Here is a 16,712-nt window from a genome sequence, read left to right on the forward strand (position 1 = left end):
GCCCATCGGAGCTGAATGTGACGAGTCCATTTCGACGCTCGCGCCGACTCTGCCCCTCGACGCCTTCGCTGGCGGAGCGCGCGCGGCTCCTTGCAGCCGCGCGCCTGCCCATGGCTGCCGAGGGCGCGCGCCGGCGCTCCTGTAGCGCGCAGCGGCGCCGTGGAGCCGGAAGCGCTGTCGAGCGTCGGGCGACGGGCCTGCGGCGCGCGCTGTCGGCGCGTGCCTCGATCGGACCGCGCGCCGGGCGTCCATCCCATCGAGTTCGACCCCGCGGAGCGCCTCGCGCCGAAGGCGCGGGCCGCGGGGGCCGAGCCGCGCCCGGGCGCTAGCGCCGGGAGCAGCGCCGCTGTCGCGCGGTGACGGGCCCGGCGCCATGGCGCGGGCGCCCCGCCGCAGCCGCTACCCATTTCCACACCTTCAAGGAGTGTTTGATGAGTTCCATCTCGATGCCGGCCTCTGTCGCGCTGCCCGCGGTGAACGCAGGGCAGCTGTTGAAGCAATACACCCCTGAGTCGTCGTTCTTCTTCGCGTCGCCGACACGCACCCTCCTCGCGCAGGGCGTACACGACATGATCCTCGAGCCGAACGGCGCGGATCAGGGCGATCGCCTCGCGGACCGCGTCACAAGGGTGCTCGCGGCGGCGTCGAGAGCCGGCCAGGGGCTCCCCATGGTGGTCGGCGCGGTGCCGTTCAACAGCACGTCGCCCGCGCACCTCATCGTGCCGAGGGCGATCCAGAGCGCTGGCCCGCTCAACCACACGTCGGAGGCGCCGAGATCGCACCTGCCGATCACCATCCAGGAGCTGCGCCAGGTCCCCGAGCCCCGCGACTACGTGCGCGGCGTCGAGACGGCGGTGGGCCTGATGCGGTCCGAGGCGCTGAGCAAGGTGGTCCTCTCCAGGATGCTGGAGATGGTCGTGCGAGAGCCGGTCGATCTCCGCCTCGTCCTCCAGCGCCTCTCGCAGCAGAACCGGAACGGCTACACCTTCGCCGCCAACCTCTCGGATCCGACCGCGGGGCTCTCCAGCTCCGAGCGCGGCGTCCCGACCTCGCGCGCGCGGACGCTCATCGGCGCGAGCCCGGAGCTGCTCCTGTCCCGCTCCGGGCTCCGGGTGATCGCCAATCCGCTCGCCGGCTCCGCGGTCCGCAGCCCGGACCCCGACGAGGACCGCCGGCGGGCGATCGCCCTGCTCGCGTCCGAGAAAGACCGGCACGAGCACGCGATCGTCGTCGACGCCGTCGCCGCCGCGCTCCGGCCGTTCTGCCGGCGCCTGAGCGTCCCCGACGAGCCTTCGCTCACGCAGACCCCGACGCTGTGGCACCTGTCGAGCCGGCTCACGGGGGAGCTGCGCGATCTCTCGATCTCCTCGATGAAGCTGGCCACCGCGCTGCACCCGACCCCCGCGGTGTGCGGATACCCCACGGACCGCGCCCGCGACGCCATCGAGGCGATCGAGCGGTTCGACCGCGGGTTCTTCACGGGGCTCGTGGGCTGGTCCGACGCCAGCGGCGACGGCGAGTGGGCGGTCGTCATCCGCTGCGCCGACGTCGCCGGCCGGGCGCTCCGCCTCTATGCCGGGGCCGGGATCGTCATCGGATCGAACGGCGAGCACGAGCTCGCCGAGACCACCGCCAAGCTCGGGACGATGCTGAACGCGCTCGGCCTCAACCAGGCGCCGGAGCGGGCATGAGCGCTCCGGAGGAAAGCCGGCAGGCGCCCGCGCAGGCGCAACCGCAGGCGCTCGACGGCTGGACTCCGTGGCCGGCCGAGATGGCCGATCTCTACCGGCGCGCCGGCTACTGGCGCGGCGAGACCTTCGGGCGCCTGCTCCGCGAGCGGGCCGCGCGGCACCCGGATCGGATCGCGCTCGTCAGCGGCGATCGCCGGCTGAGCTACGGTGAGCTCGATCGGCGCGCCGATCGCCTCGCCGCGGGCCTCCTGCACCTCGGGCTCCTGCCGGGGGATCGCGTCGTGGTCCAGCTCCCGAACATCGCGGAGTTCTTCGAGGTGTGCTTCGCGCTGTTCCGGCTCGGGGCGCTCCCCGTGCTGGCCCTGCCCGCGCACCGGCGCGCCGAGATCGCGTATTTCTGCGAGCACACCGAGGCGGTCGCCTACGTCATCGCCGACCGGGACGGCGGGTTCGACTACCGCGAGCTGGCGAGCCAGCTCCGGCGCGACGTCAGGACCTTGCGGCACGTGCTCGTGGCCGGCGAGCCGGGCGAGCACACAGCGCTCTCCAGCCTGGATCGGGAGCCCGTCGAGCTCCCGGAGCCCGCCGCGGGGGACGTCGCCTTCTTCCAGCTGTCCGGCGGGAGCACCGGCGTACCGAAGCTCATCCCGCGAACGCACGACGACTACCTCTACAGCGTGCGGGCCAGCGCGGAGATCTGCGGGCTCGACGAGGGCAGCGTGTACCTCGCCGTCCTCCCCGTCGCGCACAACTTCACGCTCAGCTCACCCGGGAGCCTGGGCGTGCTCCACGCCGGCGGCCGCGTGGTGCTCTGCCGCCGCCCCAGCCCGGACGAGGCGTTCCCGTGGATCGAGCGGGAGCGGGTCACGCTGACCGCGCTCGTGCCGCCGCTCGCCTCGGTCTGGGTGGAGTCGGCCCGGACGGCGCGGAACGACCTGTCGAGCTTGAAGGTGCTCCAGGTGGGCGGCGCCAGGCTCCCCGCGGAGGTCGCGCGCCGCGTGGGGCCGACCCTGGGCTGCAAGGTGCAGCAGGTGTTCGGGATGGCGGAGGGGCTCGTCAACTACACCCGCCTCGACGACCCCAACGCCGTCGCGATCGAGACGCAGGGCCGGCCCATCTCGCCCCACGACGAGGTCCGGGTCGTGGACGACGACGACCGCGACGTCGAGCCCGGGCAGGTCGGTCACCTGCTCACGCGAGGGCCCTACACGATCCGCGGCTATTACAGGGCCGACGCGCACAACGAGAAGGCGTTCACGCGCGACGGCTTCTACCGCACGGGCGATCTCGTGCGGCGGACCCCGGAGGGCAACCTCGTCGTGGAGGGCCGCGCCAAGGATCAGATCAACCGCGGCGGCGAGAAGATCGCGGCCGAGGAGGTCGAGAACCACGTCCTCGCGCACCCGGCGGTGCGCGACGCGGCGCTCGTCGCCATGCCGGACTCCCACCTCGGCGAGCGATCGTGCGCGTTCCTCGTGGCCCGCGGGCAGCCGCCGCCAGCGAGGGAGATCAGCGCCTTCCTGCGCGAGCGCGGCGTCGCCCAGTACAAGGTGCCCGATCGCATCGAGTGGCTCGACGCCCTCCCGACGACGAGCGTCGGCAAGGTGGACAAGAAGGCGCTCCGCCGGTGGATCGCCGACAGGCTCGCGCAGGGAGCGCGCGCCTGAGAGGACAGCGCGGGCCCAGGCGGCGCAGCGACGCCCGCGGCCCGTTCCATCGACAGGAGCGCTGCGACCAGAAGAGAGAGAAGAGAGGAACGACCATGGCCATCCCCCGCATCCAGACCTATCGCATGCCACGAGCCGAGGAGCTCCCGGAGAGCCGGGTGTCATGGCGGCCGGACCCGGGGCGCTCCGTCCTCTTGATCCACGATATGCAGGAATATTTCCTCGGCTTCTACGACGCGAGCGCGTCGCCGATGGTCGAGCTGATCGAAAGTGCCCGCCTGCTCCGGGAGCGGTGCACGGCGAGCGGGATCCCGGTCGTCTACACGAAGCAGCCCGCCGAGCAGACGAGGGCCCAGCGCGGCTTGCTGACGGATCTCTGGGGACCCGGGCTGACGCAGCAGCCCGACAAACACGAGATCGTGCGCGAGCTCGCGCCGGGAAGCGCCGACACCGTGCTCACCAAGTGGCGTTACAGCGCCTTCCAGCGCACGGAGCTCCTGGATCTCATGCGCCGGTGGGGCCGCGATCAGCTGATCGTGTGCGGCGTGTACGCGCACATCGGGTGCCTGCTGACCGCGTGCGAAGCGTTCATGAACGACGTCCAGCCGTTCCTCGTGACCGACGGGACCGCCGATTTCTCCCGGCAGCAGCACGACATGGCCATCGCCTACGTCGCGCAGCGCTGCGGCGTCGCGCTGCCGACGAGCGACGTCCTGGCCGCGCTCGCGCCCCGCGAGCGGGCGAGCGCCCCGCAACGCGCCATGCCAGCGCCGGCGCCGCTCGGGGGGACGCAGGACCGGACGCCGTGGGTCGAGTGCCTGCGCGGCGACGTGGCCGAGGTCCTCGACCAGCTCCCCTCGGCGATCTCCGATCGCGATAACATCCTCGATCTGGGGCTCGACTCGATACGGCTCATGACGCTCGTCGAGCAGTGGCGCGCCGCGGGGATCGACGTCGCGTTCGTGGACCTCGCCGAGCTGCCGACGCTCGGGCACTGGTGGGAGCTCCTGTCGACCCGGCTGCCGCGCGAGGCGAGGCCAGCGCCCCGGCACCGCGCGGAGGCGCCCCTTCAGGAAGCCGCCCGCTGACCGGCCGAGCTCGCCCCCACGACGGCTTCCCCATGGCACAGGTCACCATGAATCAGGTCGCGACATCCCCACCCAGGACGGTGGCGCGCACCCCGCCGCGCCTCCTCGAGGTGCTGCGCACGACCGCGATCTCCCCCCGCATGCGGCGGATCACGCTGGGCGGCGAGGCGATCGCGGGGTTCCCCGCGCGCTGCGGCGGCGCGCACATCAAGGTCTTCTTCCCGCGCGGCGACCAGGCGGCGCCGGAGCTGCCCACGCTGGGCCCGGACGGCCCCGTGTGGCCTCCGATGCCGCGGCGGCCGATCACGCGCACGTACTCGGTGCGCAGATTCGACGCGCAGGCCGGCGAGCTGGACGTGGACTTCGTCCTGCACGGGGACGACGGCCCCGCGTCGCGGTGGGCCCACCGCGCCAGGCTGGGCGATCGCATCGGCATCGCCGGGCCGGGCGGCCCCGATCCGATGCTCGGCCCCGCGGACTGGTACCTCCTGGCCGGCGATCTCTCCGCGCTGCCGGCCATCGGCGCGCTTCTCGAGGCCCTGCCGAGGACGGCGCGCGGCCACGCCATCGTCGCGGTCCCCGACGCGGCGGACGTGCAGGAGATCGATCACCCGCCGCACGTGGCGCTGACCTGGATCTACCTGCAGGGTGAGCACGCCCCCGGCCCGCGGCTCGAGACGGCGGTCCGCGCCCTGGGGTGGCCAGAGGGCCGCGTCTTCGCCTGGGTCGCGGGCGAGTCGTCGTCCGTCGTCGCGATCCGCGATCACCTGCTCGACGAGCGCGGACTCGAGCGCGAGGCGCTGTACGCGATCCCCTACTGGAAGGCCAGCCAGTCCGAGGAGGCGTACCACGCGGAGCGGCACCGGATCATGGACGGGCTCGACAGGGCCTGACGGGAGCGATCGATGGAGTTCAAGCACAAGGCAGCGCTCGTCACGGGCGCCGCTCAGGGGATCGGCGAGGCCGTCGCCCGGAGGCTCGCCGCCCGGGGCGCCGCGGTGGCGGCCGTGGACGCGAACCGGGAGCGCCTGGACGCCGTGGTCGCCGATCTCCAGGCGAGCGGCCATCGCGCCGCGGCGTTCGCGGTGGACGTGGCCGACGCCGAGGCGGTCGACGGCGCGGTGGAGCGGATCGAGCGCGAGCTCGGCCCCCTCGAGATCCTTGTCAACGTGGCCGGCGTGCTGCGCGTGAGCGCCGCCCTCTCGCTGACGAGCGACGACTGGGAGCGCACCTTCGCGGTCAACACCAGGGGGGTGTTCAACGTGAGCCGGGCCGTGGCGCGCCGCATGGTGCCGCGCCGATCGGGGTCGATCGTGACGGTCGGGTCCAACGCCGCGCGCACGCCGCGGATGAACATGGGCGCTTACGCGGCCTCGAAGGCCGCCGCGGCCCAGTGGACGAAGTGCCTCGGCCTGGAGCTCGCGCAGCACAACATCCGGTGCAACGTGGTGTCCCCTGGCTCGACGGACACGCCGATGCAGCGCGCGCTCTGGTCGGATGATCGCGGCGCTCAGGCGGTCATCGCCGGCGCTCCCGAGGCGTTCCGGCTGGGCATCCCGCTGCACCGGATCGCCACGACGGATGACGTCGCCAGCGCGGTGCTGTTCCTGCTCTCGGACGAGGCGCGGCACATCACGATGCACGATCTCTGCGTCGACGGCGGCGCCACGCTGGGCGCCTGATCCTGGTCTGGCTTCGTTCGAGCGAGGAATGAGCCGCCAAGGACGCCAAGGACGCCAAGATTTTAAATTCATTGTCTTCTTGGCGTCTTGGCGTCTTGGCGGTTCATCTCTCTGGTTTCCGAGCTGATCGCTGCTCTAGGGGCCTTCCTTCGCGACGTTTCCGAACAGCGCGTCGGACGCCGTACCGACCATCACCACCGCGGCGAGCGCCACGGCGACCGCGACCGCCAGGGCGCCGAGGACCCGTGAGGGCTTCATCTGCCACCACATGGCGACGCCGCTGAGCGCCCACACGACCAGCGTAATTCCGGTGATGTCCGCGAAGAGCGCCCAGAGCCAGGCCACGCCGCCGTGCACGGGGAAATGATGCGTCTTGTGAAGCGTCTCGAGCACTTCGACGAAGCGAGGCCACCCCCGTGCGCCGGCTGGCCGCCCGTCGAGCCGCCCCGTGCCCAGGTTGTACGTGACGTGCCAGGCGCGGCCGTCCGCGTCCCGCATGGCGAAGCGCAGCTCGGGGCTGATCTTCGGGTGGGCGCGCAACGGCCCCGCGGCGTCGACACCGATCTTGGGCAGGAGATCCTTTATCTGCTCCTGCACCGCCGCCATCCTGTGGCCAGGCAGGTCGATCGCGACGCCTGCGAACGGGGGCGCGGGGGCCTCGGGCTCGGAAGGATGGCTGGAGACCGTCGCGCTGCCGTCGTCGAGGCGCAGGATCACCACCTGGCGTCCCCCGTCGGCGCGCGGCGCCGCGAGCAGGGGCCACCCGGAGAACGCGCCTGGGGTCCCCGGATCGAGCGTGTAGCGCGAGGGCGAGCCGGCGTTGAGCTGCTCGACGACCTGGCGCGCGAGCTCGCCGGGATCCCAGGGCTGGAACCCGGTGAGCGCCGACAGCTGCTCTCCCGAGAGCGACCGGCTCTCGATGTCTCGCCCGATCTGCGGGTGATTGAAGAGCATGCCGCTGATCCCGAACAGCAGTATCCAGGGGAACAGCAGCAAGCCCAGGTACATGTGCAGGCGCCGCACGACCTTCATGACCGCGGCGTAACGCGGCCGCCCGCGGGGGCCCCGTGGCGAACGGGGCCCTCGCGCGGCGTCGTCCCTCATCGCTTCTTCGCGATCGGGCGCGAGCGTCATCGGATCTTCGCGACGGAGAACGCGAGCCCAGGCGCGCTCACGCCCGCCTCGCCGGGCCCGTTCTCGCCGATCTCGCGGAGCGTCGTCGACTCCTGGCCCTCGAACTCCAGCAGGAAGGTGCGGCCGCCGAGCGCGACGTTCAGGACGCTGCCGCCGCCAGGCGCGGCGTCGAGCACCGTGGCGGTCGGCGTATCGCCGAGCGTCACGCTGGCCCACCGCCACGCCGCGGCGCTCGCCAGCACGCGCGGGTGGGTGTCGTCCGCGATCGCGAAGGCGCTCTCGTCGAGCACGCGCAGGAACGCCTTCCCGTCCGGGCCGCCGAAGAGCGAGCCGGCGGTGTCGCCGTCGAACAGCGAGCTCAGCTCGACGTGGAACTCGGGGTCGAACTGCCTCGTCTCCGGGTCGAAGCGCAGCATGCACGGGGCGGCCGCGTTCTCGGGGTTGAGCCGGTGCACCGCCGCGCCGTACGCCTCGGTGGCCACGTAGATCATGCCGTCGGGCCCCTCGATCCCGTCGCGCACGTAACCGCAACGATCGTCGGTGACGACGGTCGCCTCGTCCGTCGCGCTGTCCACGACGACGACCGCGGCCACGCTCGGGACCTCTGCGCCGATCCGCCAGCCGCCGAAGGTGATCACGTCGTCGCCCTGGACCAGCGGCGACGACGAGGAGTACGTGAGGGTGGCGTCCTGGATCACGAGATCCTCGAGCGGGATGTCGCCGGTGACCGTCATTTCCTGAGGGTTCCAGACGACCACCTGGGCGGTGGGACCATCGAAGAAGTACGCCTTGGTCTCCGAGACAAAGTGGAACTGGGTGCCGTACTCGCCGAGCTTCGCGAGGCCCTTGCCCTGGAAGCTGACAGTGTCGCCTTCCTCGAGGCTGCCGTCGTCCTGCAGGTCGTAGCGGGTCACGGTCGCCGCGGCGTCGCTCGCCACGAACACCGCGCCTCCGCCGTCCGGCCCGACGCCGAGGGCGCGCCCCTGCACCTCGATGGCGTTGTCCAGCGACAGCGTCTCATCGGAGTCGATGTTGTCTGTCACGATGACATAGCTCTGGGTGTCGCCGCCGTCCGGCCCGAACACCTGGACCGTGAGGGCGTACGCCGGCCCTGCGTTGGGCGTCCCCCCCGTGCCGCTGGTGGCTCCGCCGGCGCCGGTGCCTTCACCGCCGGTGCCTTCACCGCCGGCGCCCCCCGCGCCCCCCGCGCCGCCGGTGCCGCCGCTCGTCGCGCCGCTGCTCGTGGCGTCGCTCGTGTCGTCACCGCAGGCGACGAAGCACGGGAGGAGCAGGGTCAAGAGGAGGGCATTCGCGTAGCGCGCACGAAATAACATGAAGGATCTCCTTGGTTCGGATTACAACTGATGTCGCACGAACATCGGCTCACAGGCTCAAGGCGAGCTTGGCGTACGCCGCTCGCCCGGGGCGTTGAATGCCGTAGAAGCTGAAGGCCTTCTCGTCGGTGAGGTTCTGCACCTCGACGGTCGAGCTCACCGTCCATCCGCCGCGCTCGACCAGGTACGTGAGCGCGAGCGTGTGCACGAGCTGCGACGGGATCTCCGCCTTGGAATCGGCTGCGCCGCGGCCTTCCGGGCCGACGAAGAAGGCGTGTACGTAATCGGCGTGCCAGGTCAGGGACAGGACATCACGCCGCGCCGCGATCTCGGGCCACCGCGCGCGCGCGGCGACGCCGCCGAACAGGTACGGGAGGTTCTGGATGCGAACGCCGGTCGAGCCGTCCCGGAAGTCCTGCCATGTGACGTGACCGTCGACCGACAGCCAGTCGCCGGGAGAGGTCCACCCGGCTGTCGACTCGAAGCCGACCGAACGCGCCGACAGCGTGTTGCCGTACGCCGAGTAGCCGAGGAACCTTTGCAGCGTGATCAGATCCTCGGTGAAGCGACCGAAGCCGTTGAGGTTGAACCGGAGCTGCCCCACGGGGGTCTCCGCGCGCTCCAGGGTCACGCCGAGGTTGATATTGTGGCTCGCCTCCGGCTCCAGGTGGACGTTCCAGACGACGAGCCCTCCGTCGCCGAACAGCTCCTCCGGCGTCGGCAGGCGGGTGGCGACCTCGTACGAGGCCTTGGCGTAGAGCGCGTCGGTGAAGCGGAAGCGCAGGCTGTCCCCTACCCCCACCCGGTGGGTCAACCGATCGACGTCGCCGATCCGGCCGCTCGGCAGGTGCTCTCGGGTGCGGACCGACTGCAGGTAGAGCTTGGCGAAGGCGATGTTCGCGAGCCGGTCCTCGAGCGGCCTCGCCTCGTACTCGACGCCTGCCACGCCGCTCCACAGGTCCCGCTCCGCGGTCAGCGGGTCCTTCTCGCGCTCGGCCACGACAAGGTTCCTCCCGGTGCGCGTCACGTGGCTCGGCGAGAGCCCGAAGCGCAGGTGGTGCCCGGCCGCGGGGTGCCACGCCAGGTTGACGCGGGCGAAGGCGGTATGTTGGTGGATGCGCTGGTCGTTCGCTCCGCCCTCGAACTCCCCGCGGTACGGGCGCTCCACGCAGCCGCCCGACCAGTCGTAGGTGCACGTGGCCACGTTGAGGAAGGTCGTGCGCGCGTACGAGTACCCCGCGAGAGCGTCGAGCCGCGCCCTCCCGAAGAACGGCTGCGCATACCGCAGCAGCGCGCCGCCGGTCTGCCTGCCGAAGGTGGCCTCTCCGAAGGGCGGCGACTTGACCCTGCCGTCGAGCATGTCGACGAGCAGGCCGTGCTGCACCTCCTTGTCGTGCGAGGTGAAGAAGGCGCGAAGGAGCAGGCGGTCGGCCCACGGCCGCCGGACGACCCCCACCTCGGCCGCGCCGCCGGCCGCGACGTAGCCATCGTGGAACCGCCGGGCGCGCGCGGGCGACAGGCGCCCGCTCTCGTCGAACGCCATGACGTCGATCGGGTAGTCGTTCCGCGCGCGATCGACGAACCCGCTCGCGCGGGCGAAGAGCCCGCTCGGCGCGTGCGCGTGGCGCGCGCCGAGGGTCAGGCGGTACGTGCCGAGGGAGCCGACCTGGTAGGACGCCGACGCGCCCGCGCCGCGCGTGTCTTGATCGGTCACCAGGTTCACCGCGCCGCCGAGCGCGTCCGTGCCGAAGTGCAGCGGGACGACGCCGCGGTAGATCTCGGCGCGCTCGACGAGGTTGACCGGCACGTTGGCGACCCCGAAGGAGTGCCCGGCGAGGTCGAGCGGCACGCCGTCGAGGAAGAAGCGGATACGGTCGCCGGTGAGGCCGTTCAGCGAGAAGCGCGCGTCGGAGCCGAGCCCACCGAGGCGGCGTACGCTCACGCCCTCGGCGCGCGCCAGCACCTCGCCGAGATCGGCGGCCTGCCGCTTGGCCTCGACGGTCTCGATCACGTGAACCGCCCGCGCGGAGGTCCGGAGCCGCTCGGCCTCGGAGGCCCCCCGCACGCTCACCTCGATCGCAGGCAGAGCTGGCCCGGCGGCGCCCGCGGCTGGCGCGGCACCGGCGGCGCCCGCGACCGGCGCGGCCGCGGGGCCCCCCCGCCCGGCCGGGATCCCCGCAGCGGGGACGGCCGCGGGGGGCGGCGCAGGCAGCCGGAAGTCGTGGCGGTAGAGGATGCGCGACGCGACGTTCCGATCGCCTCGCCGGGCCGGCGTGAAGCGGAAGCGCAGCGCGGCCTCCTGCGCGGCCTCGTCGAACCCGTGGCCCGCAGGCTCGGCGACCTCTGCGCTGGTGACACGCCCTTCCGCGTCGATCGTCAGCCGCAGCACGACGCTCCCCTCCAGACCCGCCTCGCGCGCCGCCGGCGGATACGCCGCCTCGACGGCGCCCGTGAGCTCGGGCGGGCGCACCGCGAGCGCGGCGCCGTCGCCCGGGGCGCGCGCCGCCGGCGCTGTCTCGGCCTCGGGAGCCGCTCCCTCATCGCCCTCGTCGGCAGGGGCGTTTTCGCTCGCCCGCGCGTCCGCTGCGAAGGCCAACAGGACACCGCAGGGGGCGAAGGCCAGAGTCCCGGCCAGCGCGGCGCAACGCAAGGGCTGTAATCGAATCATGAGATCACCGGGCATGCTCACCGGAGCGTGACGATGCGGCGCTCTGGCCGGCTCTGCGCAAGCTGGTTGTCGTGGCGTCTCGCTCGCCGGCTCTTCAGGCCTCTTCGGATGGCGCAAACCGCGCTGGCCAGAGGTCGCCGCGCGCGACCTGTCATGTCAGCGCTCTGGGAGATTCAACCGCTCACGTCCTCCGGCGCCGCCGGGACCGGGACGACGACGACGCGCTTGCACCGCCGGCACTTCAGCTCGACGCCGCCGGGCACATACCGGGCGAGCAGGCTGCCGCAGCCGCAGCGCACGGAGTTGGGCTCGGCATGTCCAGCAACGCCGCAGTGATCACACCGGCTGTCGAGCGGAGCAGTCGCCTTCGACATCAGGTTGTCCATCGTGGAACCCCACTTTCAATAATGAAAGTCACTTTCACTTTCAATCCGGAACCTGCCATGCTACCAACAACGTTGTCAAGCGAAAGCGGTCGGGGAGCGTCCGCGACGTCCACGGAGGGGCGCGGCGGTCCGCAGGTCCGAGCAGCGCGAGATCGCGGCCGAGACTGAGGCGATCTGCGCGACTGGCGCGCTCGCGCGGGTCGCCGGCGCCGTGCCTCGCTGGCGCTGGCGGGCCCCCTCACGGGACGGTGGCCCGCGGCTGGGGTCCCAACGAATTCACTTGACAACCCTCACCCTACATCATCATAAACGAACTTGAAAGTAGTTTTCATTTTCATTCAATCGTCGACGCCGAGGTGGCCACGCCCATCACGGGGTCGTCGAGCTGGGTCCGCCGTCGGGACGATGGCCGGCGCCCCTGCCCTGCGTGCTCGCGGGGCTCGGGCCCTGCTGCACCGGCGGGCGCCGCTTTCGTTCCAACGGCGCTGGCTCGGGCGTCACGGCCGCCCTTGCGCCGTCGTCGCGGGCCGCGGATCGCCTGCCGCGAGCGTGCCTCTGGCGGCTGTCCCGTCGAGCGCCGGTTGAACCAGGAGGGTTGTCGTCATGGTCGCTCCTCAGGACGCGCGCTGGCCGCTGTCGGCCGCGCAGCACGGTATCTGGCTAGGCCAGCAGCTCGACCCCGCGAGCCCGGTGTACAACGCGGGCGAGTGCGTCGAGATCTGCGGGCCCATCGATCTCGCGATCCTCGAGGCCGCGATACGCCAGGCCGTCTCGGAGACAGAGACGCTGCACGTGCGCTTCACGAGCGAGGCGGATGGGCCGCGCCAGCGACTCGACCTGTCCGCTGACTTCCCTGTCCACCGCGTCGATGTCAGCGCGGCGCCGGACGCGTTCGCCGCGGCCGAGGCGTGGATGCGCGAGGATCTCGCGCGTCCGGTGGATCTCGCGCGCGGGCCCCTCTTCACGGAGGCGCTGTTCACGGCGGGGCCCGACCGGCTCTTCTGGTACCAGCGCGCGCACCACATCGCGCTGGACGGCTATGGCTTCTCGCTGATCGCGCGCCGCGTGGCCGAGATCTACACAGCGCGCGTCGAGGGCCGATCGAGCGAAGGCGGCGCCTTCGGCTCGCTGCGCCGGGTCGTCGACGAGGATCTGACCTACCGCGCCTCCCCCGATCTGGAGCGCGATCGGGCCTTCTGGACGCAGCGCTTCGCCGACCGGCCCGAGCCGGTGAGCCTCGGCGACGAGCCGGCGCCCGCGTCGAGCGCCTGCCTGCGCCGGACGGCCTCGCTCGCGCCGTCCACCGTTGACCGGCTGAAGGACGTTGCCCGCCAGGCGAAGGCGACCTGGCCGGACGTCGTGGTCGCCGCGACCGCGGCGTACGTGCACCGGCTCACCGGCGCGCCCGAGATCGTCCTGGGGCTGCCCGTGATGGGGCGCCTCGGCTCGGTGTCGCTGCGCATCCCGAGCATGGTCATGAACATCGTCCCGCTCCGGGTGCCGGTCGCGGAGGGCGCGAGCCTGTCCGACGTCGCCCGGCAGGTCGCGGCCGAGCTCGCGGCCATCCGGCCCCACCTGCGTTATCGCTACGAGCAGCTCCGCCGGGATCTCAAGCTGATCGGCGGCGGCCGCCGGCTGTTCGGCCCGGTGGTCAACATCATGCCGTTCGATTACGACCTGCGCTTCGCGGGGAATCGCGGCGTCGCGCACAACATCTCCGCCGGCCCGGTCGAGGATCTGTCGTTCGGCATCTACGCGAGGTCGGACGGGCGCGGGCCGCGGCTCGACCTCGACGCCAACCCGGCCTGCTACGGCGACGAGGATCTCTCGGCGCACCAGCGGCGCTTCCTCGCGTTCCTGGAGGCGGTCGCCGCCGCCCCCGAGCAGGCCCTCGAGCGCGCCGAGATCGACCTCCCCCGTGCCACGGCGCGCGCGCCCGGCGCGCACGCGGCCGCGGCCGGGCGGCCCGGCGCGGTGCTCGACGGGGGCGCGCTGCCCGCGCCGGCGCGCCCTGTCGTCGAGCAGATCGCCCTGCGCGCGCGCGAACAGCCGGACGCGACCGCCGTCCACCACGGCCTCGAGCGCCTGACCTACGGCGAGCTCGACCTCGCCGCCCGGCAGCTCGCCGCCCGGCTCGCCGCGCTCGGCGCCGGGCCGGACACGCTGGTCGCGGTGCTCCTTCCGCGCAGCGTCGGCGCCATCACCGCGATCCTCGGCGCGCTCTACGCTGGCGCAGGCTACCTCCCCCTCGATCCGGACGGGCCGCAGTCGAGGACCGCGGCGATCCTCGACGACGCCATGCCGGCGATCGTCGTCACGACGTCGCAACACGCCGCGAAGGTGGGGAGCGATCGTGCGGCGCGCCTCGTGCTCCTGGACGAGGCGATCCACGGCGCGCAGGCGCCAAGGCGGGCGCCGGTCCAGAGCGCGGAGGAGCACCTAGCGTACGTTATCTACACGTCCGGCTCCACCGGCCGCCCGAACGGCGTCATGATCGAGCGCGGCGCGCTGGCCCACTTCGTGGCGGCCGCGACCCACCGCTACGATCTGCGCCGCGACGATCGGGTGCTGCAGTTCGCGCCGCTGCACTTCGACGCCAGCGTCGAGGAGATCTTCCTGACCCTGTGCGCGGGCGCCGCCCTGGTGCTGCGCACGGACGAGATGCTGCAATCCGTGCCGCGGCTGCTCGACGCCTGCGCCAGGCACCGGATCACCGTCCTGGATCTGCCGACGGCGTTCTGGCACGAGCTCGCCTACGGCCTCTCGACCGGCGCGGCGTCGCTCCCCGAGAGCATCCGCACCGTCATCATCGGCGGCGAGGCGGCGCTGCCCGAGCGCGTCGAGCGCTTCCGCCGCGCCGTCGGCCGGCGCGCGCGCCTGCTCAACACCTACGGCCCCACCGAGGCGACCGTCGTCGCCTCGGCCGCCACGCTGAGCGGCGGCGACGCGCCGGACGATGCGCCGGACGTTGAACACGAGGCGCCGATCGGTACGCCGCTGCCCGGCGTCCGCGCGGCCATCGTCGACACGAACACGCACGGCCGGCTGGCCTCGCAGGGCGCCGTGGGCGAGCTACACCTCATCGGGCCCGGGCTGGCGAGAGGGTACCTCGGGCGGCCGGACCTCGACGCCGCGCGCTTCGTCGTCCTCGACCAGCTGGAGGGCCGCCCGCGCGCGTACCGCACCGGCGATCTGGTCCTCCAGCGGGCCGACGGGCAGATGGTCTTCGTCGGGCGCGTCGACGACGAGCTCAAGATCAGCGGCCATCGCGTCGATCCCCTCGAGATCGAGGCGGCGCTCCTGCGCCATCCTTCCGTGCGGGAGGCGGCCGTCATCGGGCACGCCTCGGCCGGCGGCGGCAAGCGCCTGTCCGCGTTCCTCGTCGCCGGGGACCCCGCCCCGTCGCCGGCCGAGCTCCGCCGGCACGCGCGCTCGCTGCTCCCCGCGGCCGCCATCCCCTCGGCCTTCGTGCTCACCGATCGGCTGCCGAGGACGAGCTCCGGCAAGATCGATCGCAAGGCGCTGCGGGAGGCGCCGATCGCCGCGGCGGCGGAGCCGCCGGCCGCCGCGACGGCGCTCGAGCGGCGGGTGCTGCAGGTCTGGGAGCAGGTGCTCGGCGTGAGCGGCCTGTCGGCGCACGACGATTTCTTCGAGCGCGGCGGCCAGTCGCTGCAGACGATCCAGGTCGCCAACCGGCTCAGCGTCGATCTCGGGCGGGAGATCCCCGTCGCGATGGTCTTCCGCCACCCGACCGTCGCGGCGCTCGCGCGCGCTCTCGACGAGGCGCAGGGCGCGGCGGCGTCGCAGACGAGCGGCGAGACCCCGGGCGCCATGCTGGCCGACGCCGAGCTCCCCGAGGACGTCGTCCCTCGATCGCTCGCCTGGTCCAGCGGCGGCGGTCGCCCGCGGCAGGTCGTGCTCACCGGCGCGAGCGGCTTCGTCGGCGCGCACCTGCTCCACGAGCTCCTGACGCAGACCGACGCGACAGTGGTCTGCCTGGTGCGCGCCGAGAGCGAGGCGCACGCAGCGGAGCGGATCCGGCAGGCGCTCGCGAAGCAGCGCCTGCCGGTGGACGGCATCGACGCGCGGGTGCTCGCCGTCCCCGCCGACCTGACGCAGCCCCGCCTCGGCCTGAGCGCCGCGCGGTTCGGCCAGCTCGCCGCGGAGTGCGACGCCATCTACCACAACGCCGCGGTGGTCAGCCTCGTGCGCGACTACCGCAGCCTGCGCGCCGCCAACGTGATCGGCACGCGCGAGGCGCTGCGCCTGGCCGCGACGGCGCGCCCGAAGCCGCTGCACCACGTGTCGACGCTCGCCGTGGCCCCGGGCATCGCGGCGAGCCCCGAGGTCGCGGAGGCGTTCGTGCCGCCGCACCCCGGCCTGCGCGACGGCTACCAGCAGAGCAAGTGGGCGGCCGAGCGCCTGGTGCAGCAGGCCGCAGAGCGCGGGCTGCCGGTCGCCGTGTACCGCCTGGGCCGCGTCGTCGGCGCGCCCGGCACGGGCGTCGTCAACGAGCAGGATCTGGTCTTCCGGCTGCTGCGGGCCGGCATCCCCGCCGGCGTCCTGCCCGATCTCGACGTGAGGGAGGTGTGGACGCCCGTCGACTACGTGGGGCGCGCGATCGTGCATCTCTCCCTGACCGCGCAGGCCACGGGCGCCGTGTACAACGTCGCCCCTGCGCCCGAGGTCCGGCTGACGGAGCTCTTCGACTGGGCGCGCGACTACGGCTATCCGGTCGAGCGGCGCCCTGTCGCGGCGTGGCGCGCGCGGCTGAAGGACGGCGCCGACGCCGCGGACAGCGCGACGCTCGCCTTCTTCGATCTGCAGTCGGCCCCGGCCGATGGAGAAGCGACCTTCGGCATCGGGCGCGTGCGCTGCGACAACCTGGAGCGCGGCCTGGCCGGCACCGGCATCGCGTGCCCGCCGATCGATCGCGCGCTCCTCTACCGCTACCTCGATCGCTGCGTCGAAGAAGGCCTCCTGCCGCCCCCTTCGCGCGCAGCGCAGCGAGCGCCGCGCCCCTCATGACACCGGCTCACGGACGAGAACCTCTAGCCTGAGA

The 16,712-nt window shown here is 72.8% G+C and carries 10 protein-coding genes; 6 read left to right on the plus strand and 4 right to left on the minus strand.

Annotated elements, in window-relative coordinates; all coding sequences use genetic code 11:
• Nucleotides 1-431: 431 nt before the first annotated feature.
• From dhbC to WME79_RS21880, 5 genes are all read left to right on the plus strand, one after another.
• Nucleotides 432-1,691, plus strand: a complete 1,260-nt coding sequence (gene dhbC, locus WME79_RS21860; RefSeq protein ID WP_437538590.1) for an isochorismate synthase DhbC — start codon at nt 432-434, stop codon at nt 1,689-1,691.
• Nucleotides 1,688-3,358 carry a (2,3-dihydroxybenzoyl)adenylate synthase gene (locus WME79_RS21865; RefSeq protein WP_437538592.1) on the plus strand — a complete coding sequence of 557 codons (1,671 nt, stop codon included), beginning with the start codon at nt 1,688-1,690 and terminating at the stop codon, nt 3,356-3,358. The genes dhbC and WME79_RS21865 overlap by 4 nt, the downstream gene beginning before the upstream one ends.
• Nucleotides 3,359-3,453: 95 nt before the next feature.
• The gene (locus tag WME79_RS21870) at nt 3,454-4,446 is read left to right on the plus strand and encodes an isochorismatase family protein (protein WP_437538593.1); all 993 of its coding nucleotides are present in this window, start codon (nt 3,454-3,456) and stop codon (nt 4,444-4,446) included.
• A 47-nt stretch (nt 4,447-4,493) separates the two neighbouring features.
• Nucleotides 4,494-5,339, plus strand: a complete 846-nt coding sequence (locus WME79_RS21875) for a siderophore-interacting protein (protein ID WP_437539903.1) — start codon at nt 4,494-4,496, stop codon at nt 5,337-5,339.
• 12 nt (nt 5,340-5,351) lie between these two features.
• Complete coding sequence (locus tag WME79_RS21880) at nt 5,352-6,128, plus strand: 2,3-dihydro-2,3-dihydroxybenzoate dehydrogenase (RefSeq protein ID WP_437538594.1); 777 nt, start codon at nt 5,352-5,354, stop codon at nt 6,126-6,128.
• A 135-nt stretch (nt 6,129-6,263) separates the two neighbouring features.
• Here the strand turns inward: WME79_RS21880 and WME79_RS21885 are convergent, their stop codons facing one another.
• The 4 genes from WME79_RS21885 to WME79_RS21900 form a co-directional block, all read right to left on the minus strand.
• Nucleotides 6,264-7,160 carry a PepSY domain-containing protein gene (locus WME79_RS21885; protein WP_437538596.1) on the minus strand — a complete coding sequence of 299 codons (897 nt, stop codon included), beginning with the start codon at nt 7,158-7,160 and terminating at the stop codon, nt 6,264-6,266.
• Between the two features lie 98 nt (nt 7,161-7,258).
• On the minus strand, nt 7,259-8,596 hold the full coding sequence (locus WME79_RS21890) for a hypothetical protein (protein ID WP_437538598.1): 1,338 nt from the start codon (nt 8,594-8,596) through the stop codon (nt 7,259-7,261).
• Nucleotides 8,597-8,645: 49 nt separating this feature from the next.
• Nucleotides 8,646-11,192 carry a TonB-dependent siderophore myxochelin receptor MxcH gene (gene mxcH, locus WME79_RS21895; protein ID WP_437538600.1) on the minus strand — a complete coding sequence of 849 codons (2,547 nt, stop codon included), beginning with the start codon at nt 11,190-11,192 and terminating at the stop codon, nt 8,646-8,648.
• 245 nt (nt 11,193-11,437) lie between these two features.
• On the minus strand, nt 11,438-11,638 hold the full coding sequence (locus WME79_RS21900) for a hypothetical protein (RefSeq protein WP_437538602.1): 201 nt from the start codon (nt 11,636-11,638) through the stop codon (nt 11,438-11,440).
• A gap of 615 nt (nt 11,639-12,253) precedes the next feature.
• Between WME79_RS21900 and mxcG the strand changes: the two genes are divergently transcribed.
• Complete coding sequence (mxcG, locus tag WME79_RS21905) at nt 12,254-16,678, plus strand: myxochelin non-ribosomal peptide synthetase MxcG (protein WP_437538604.1); 4,425 nt, start codon at nt 12,254-12,256, stop codon at nt 16,676-16,678.
• Nucleotides 16,679-16,712: the final 34 nt, after the last annotated feature.

This window comes from Sorangium sp. So ce726, from assembly GCF_051521405.1.
Classification (GTDB): domain Bacteria; phylum Myxococcota_A; class Polyangia; order Polyangiales; family Polyangiaceae; genus Sorangium.

Excerpts from the sequence above, each read along its gene's own strand:
- dhbC (WP_437538590.1), top strand. The coding sequence starts at position 432 with ATGAGTTCCATCTCGATGCCGGCCTCTGTCGCGCTGCCCGCGGTGAAC.
- WME79_RS21865 (WP_437538592.1), top strand. The coding sequence starts at position 1,688 with ATGAGCGCTCCGGAGGAAAGCCGGCAGGCGCCCGCGCAGGCGCAACCG.
- WME79_RS21870 (WP_437538593.1), top strand. The coding sequence starts at position 3,454 with ATGGCCATCCCCCGCATCCAGACCTATCGCATGCCACGAGCCGAGGAG.
- WME79_RS21875 (WP_437539903.1), top strand. The coding sequence starts at position 4,494 with ATGAATCAGGTCGCGACATCCCCACCCAGGACGGTGGCGCGCACCCCG.
- WME79_RS21880 (WP_437538594.1), top strand. The coding sequence starts at position 5,352 with ATGGAGTTCAAGCACAAGGCAGCGCTCGTCACGGGCGCCGCTCAGGGG.
- WME79_RS21885 (WP_437538596.1), bottom strand. The coding sequence starts at position 7,160 with ATGAAGGTCGTGCGGCGCCTGCACATGTACCTGGGCTTGCTGCTGTTC.
- WME79_RS21890 (WP_437538598.1), bottom strand. The coding sequence starts at position 8,596 with ATGTTATTTCGTGCGCGCTACGCGAATGCCCTCCTCTTGACCCTGCTC.
- WME79_RS21900 (WP_437538602.1), bottom strand. The coding sequence starts at position 11,638 with ATGTCGAAGGCGACTGCTCCGCTCGACAGCCGGTGTGATCACTGCGGC.
- mxcG (WP_437538604.1), top strand. The coding sequence starts at position 12,254 with ATGGTCGCTCCTCAGGACGCGCGCTGGCCGCTGTCGGCCGCGCAGCAC.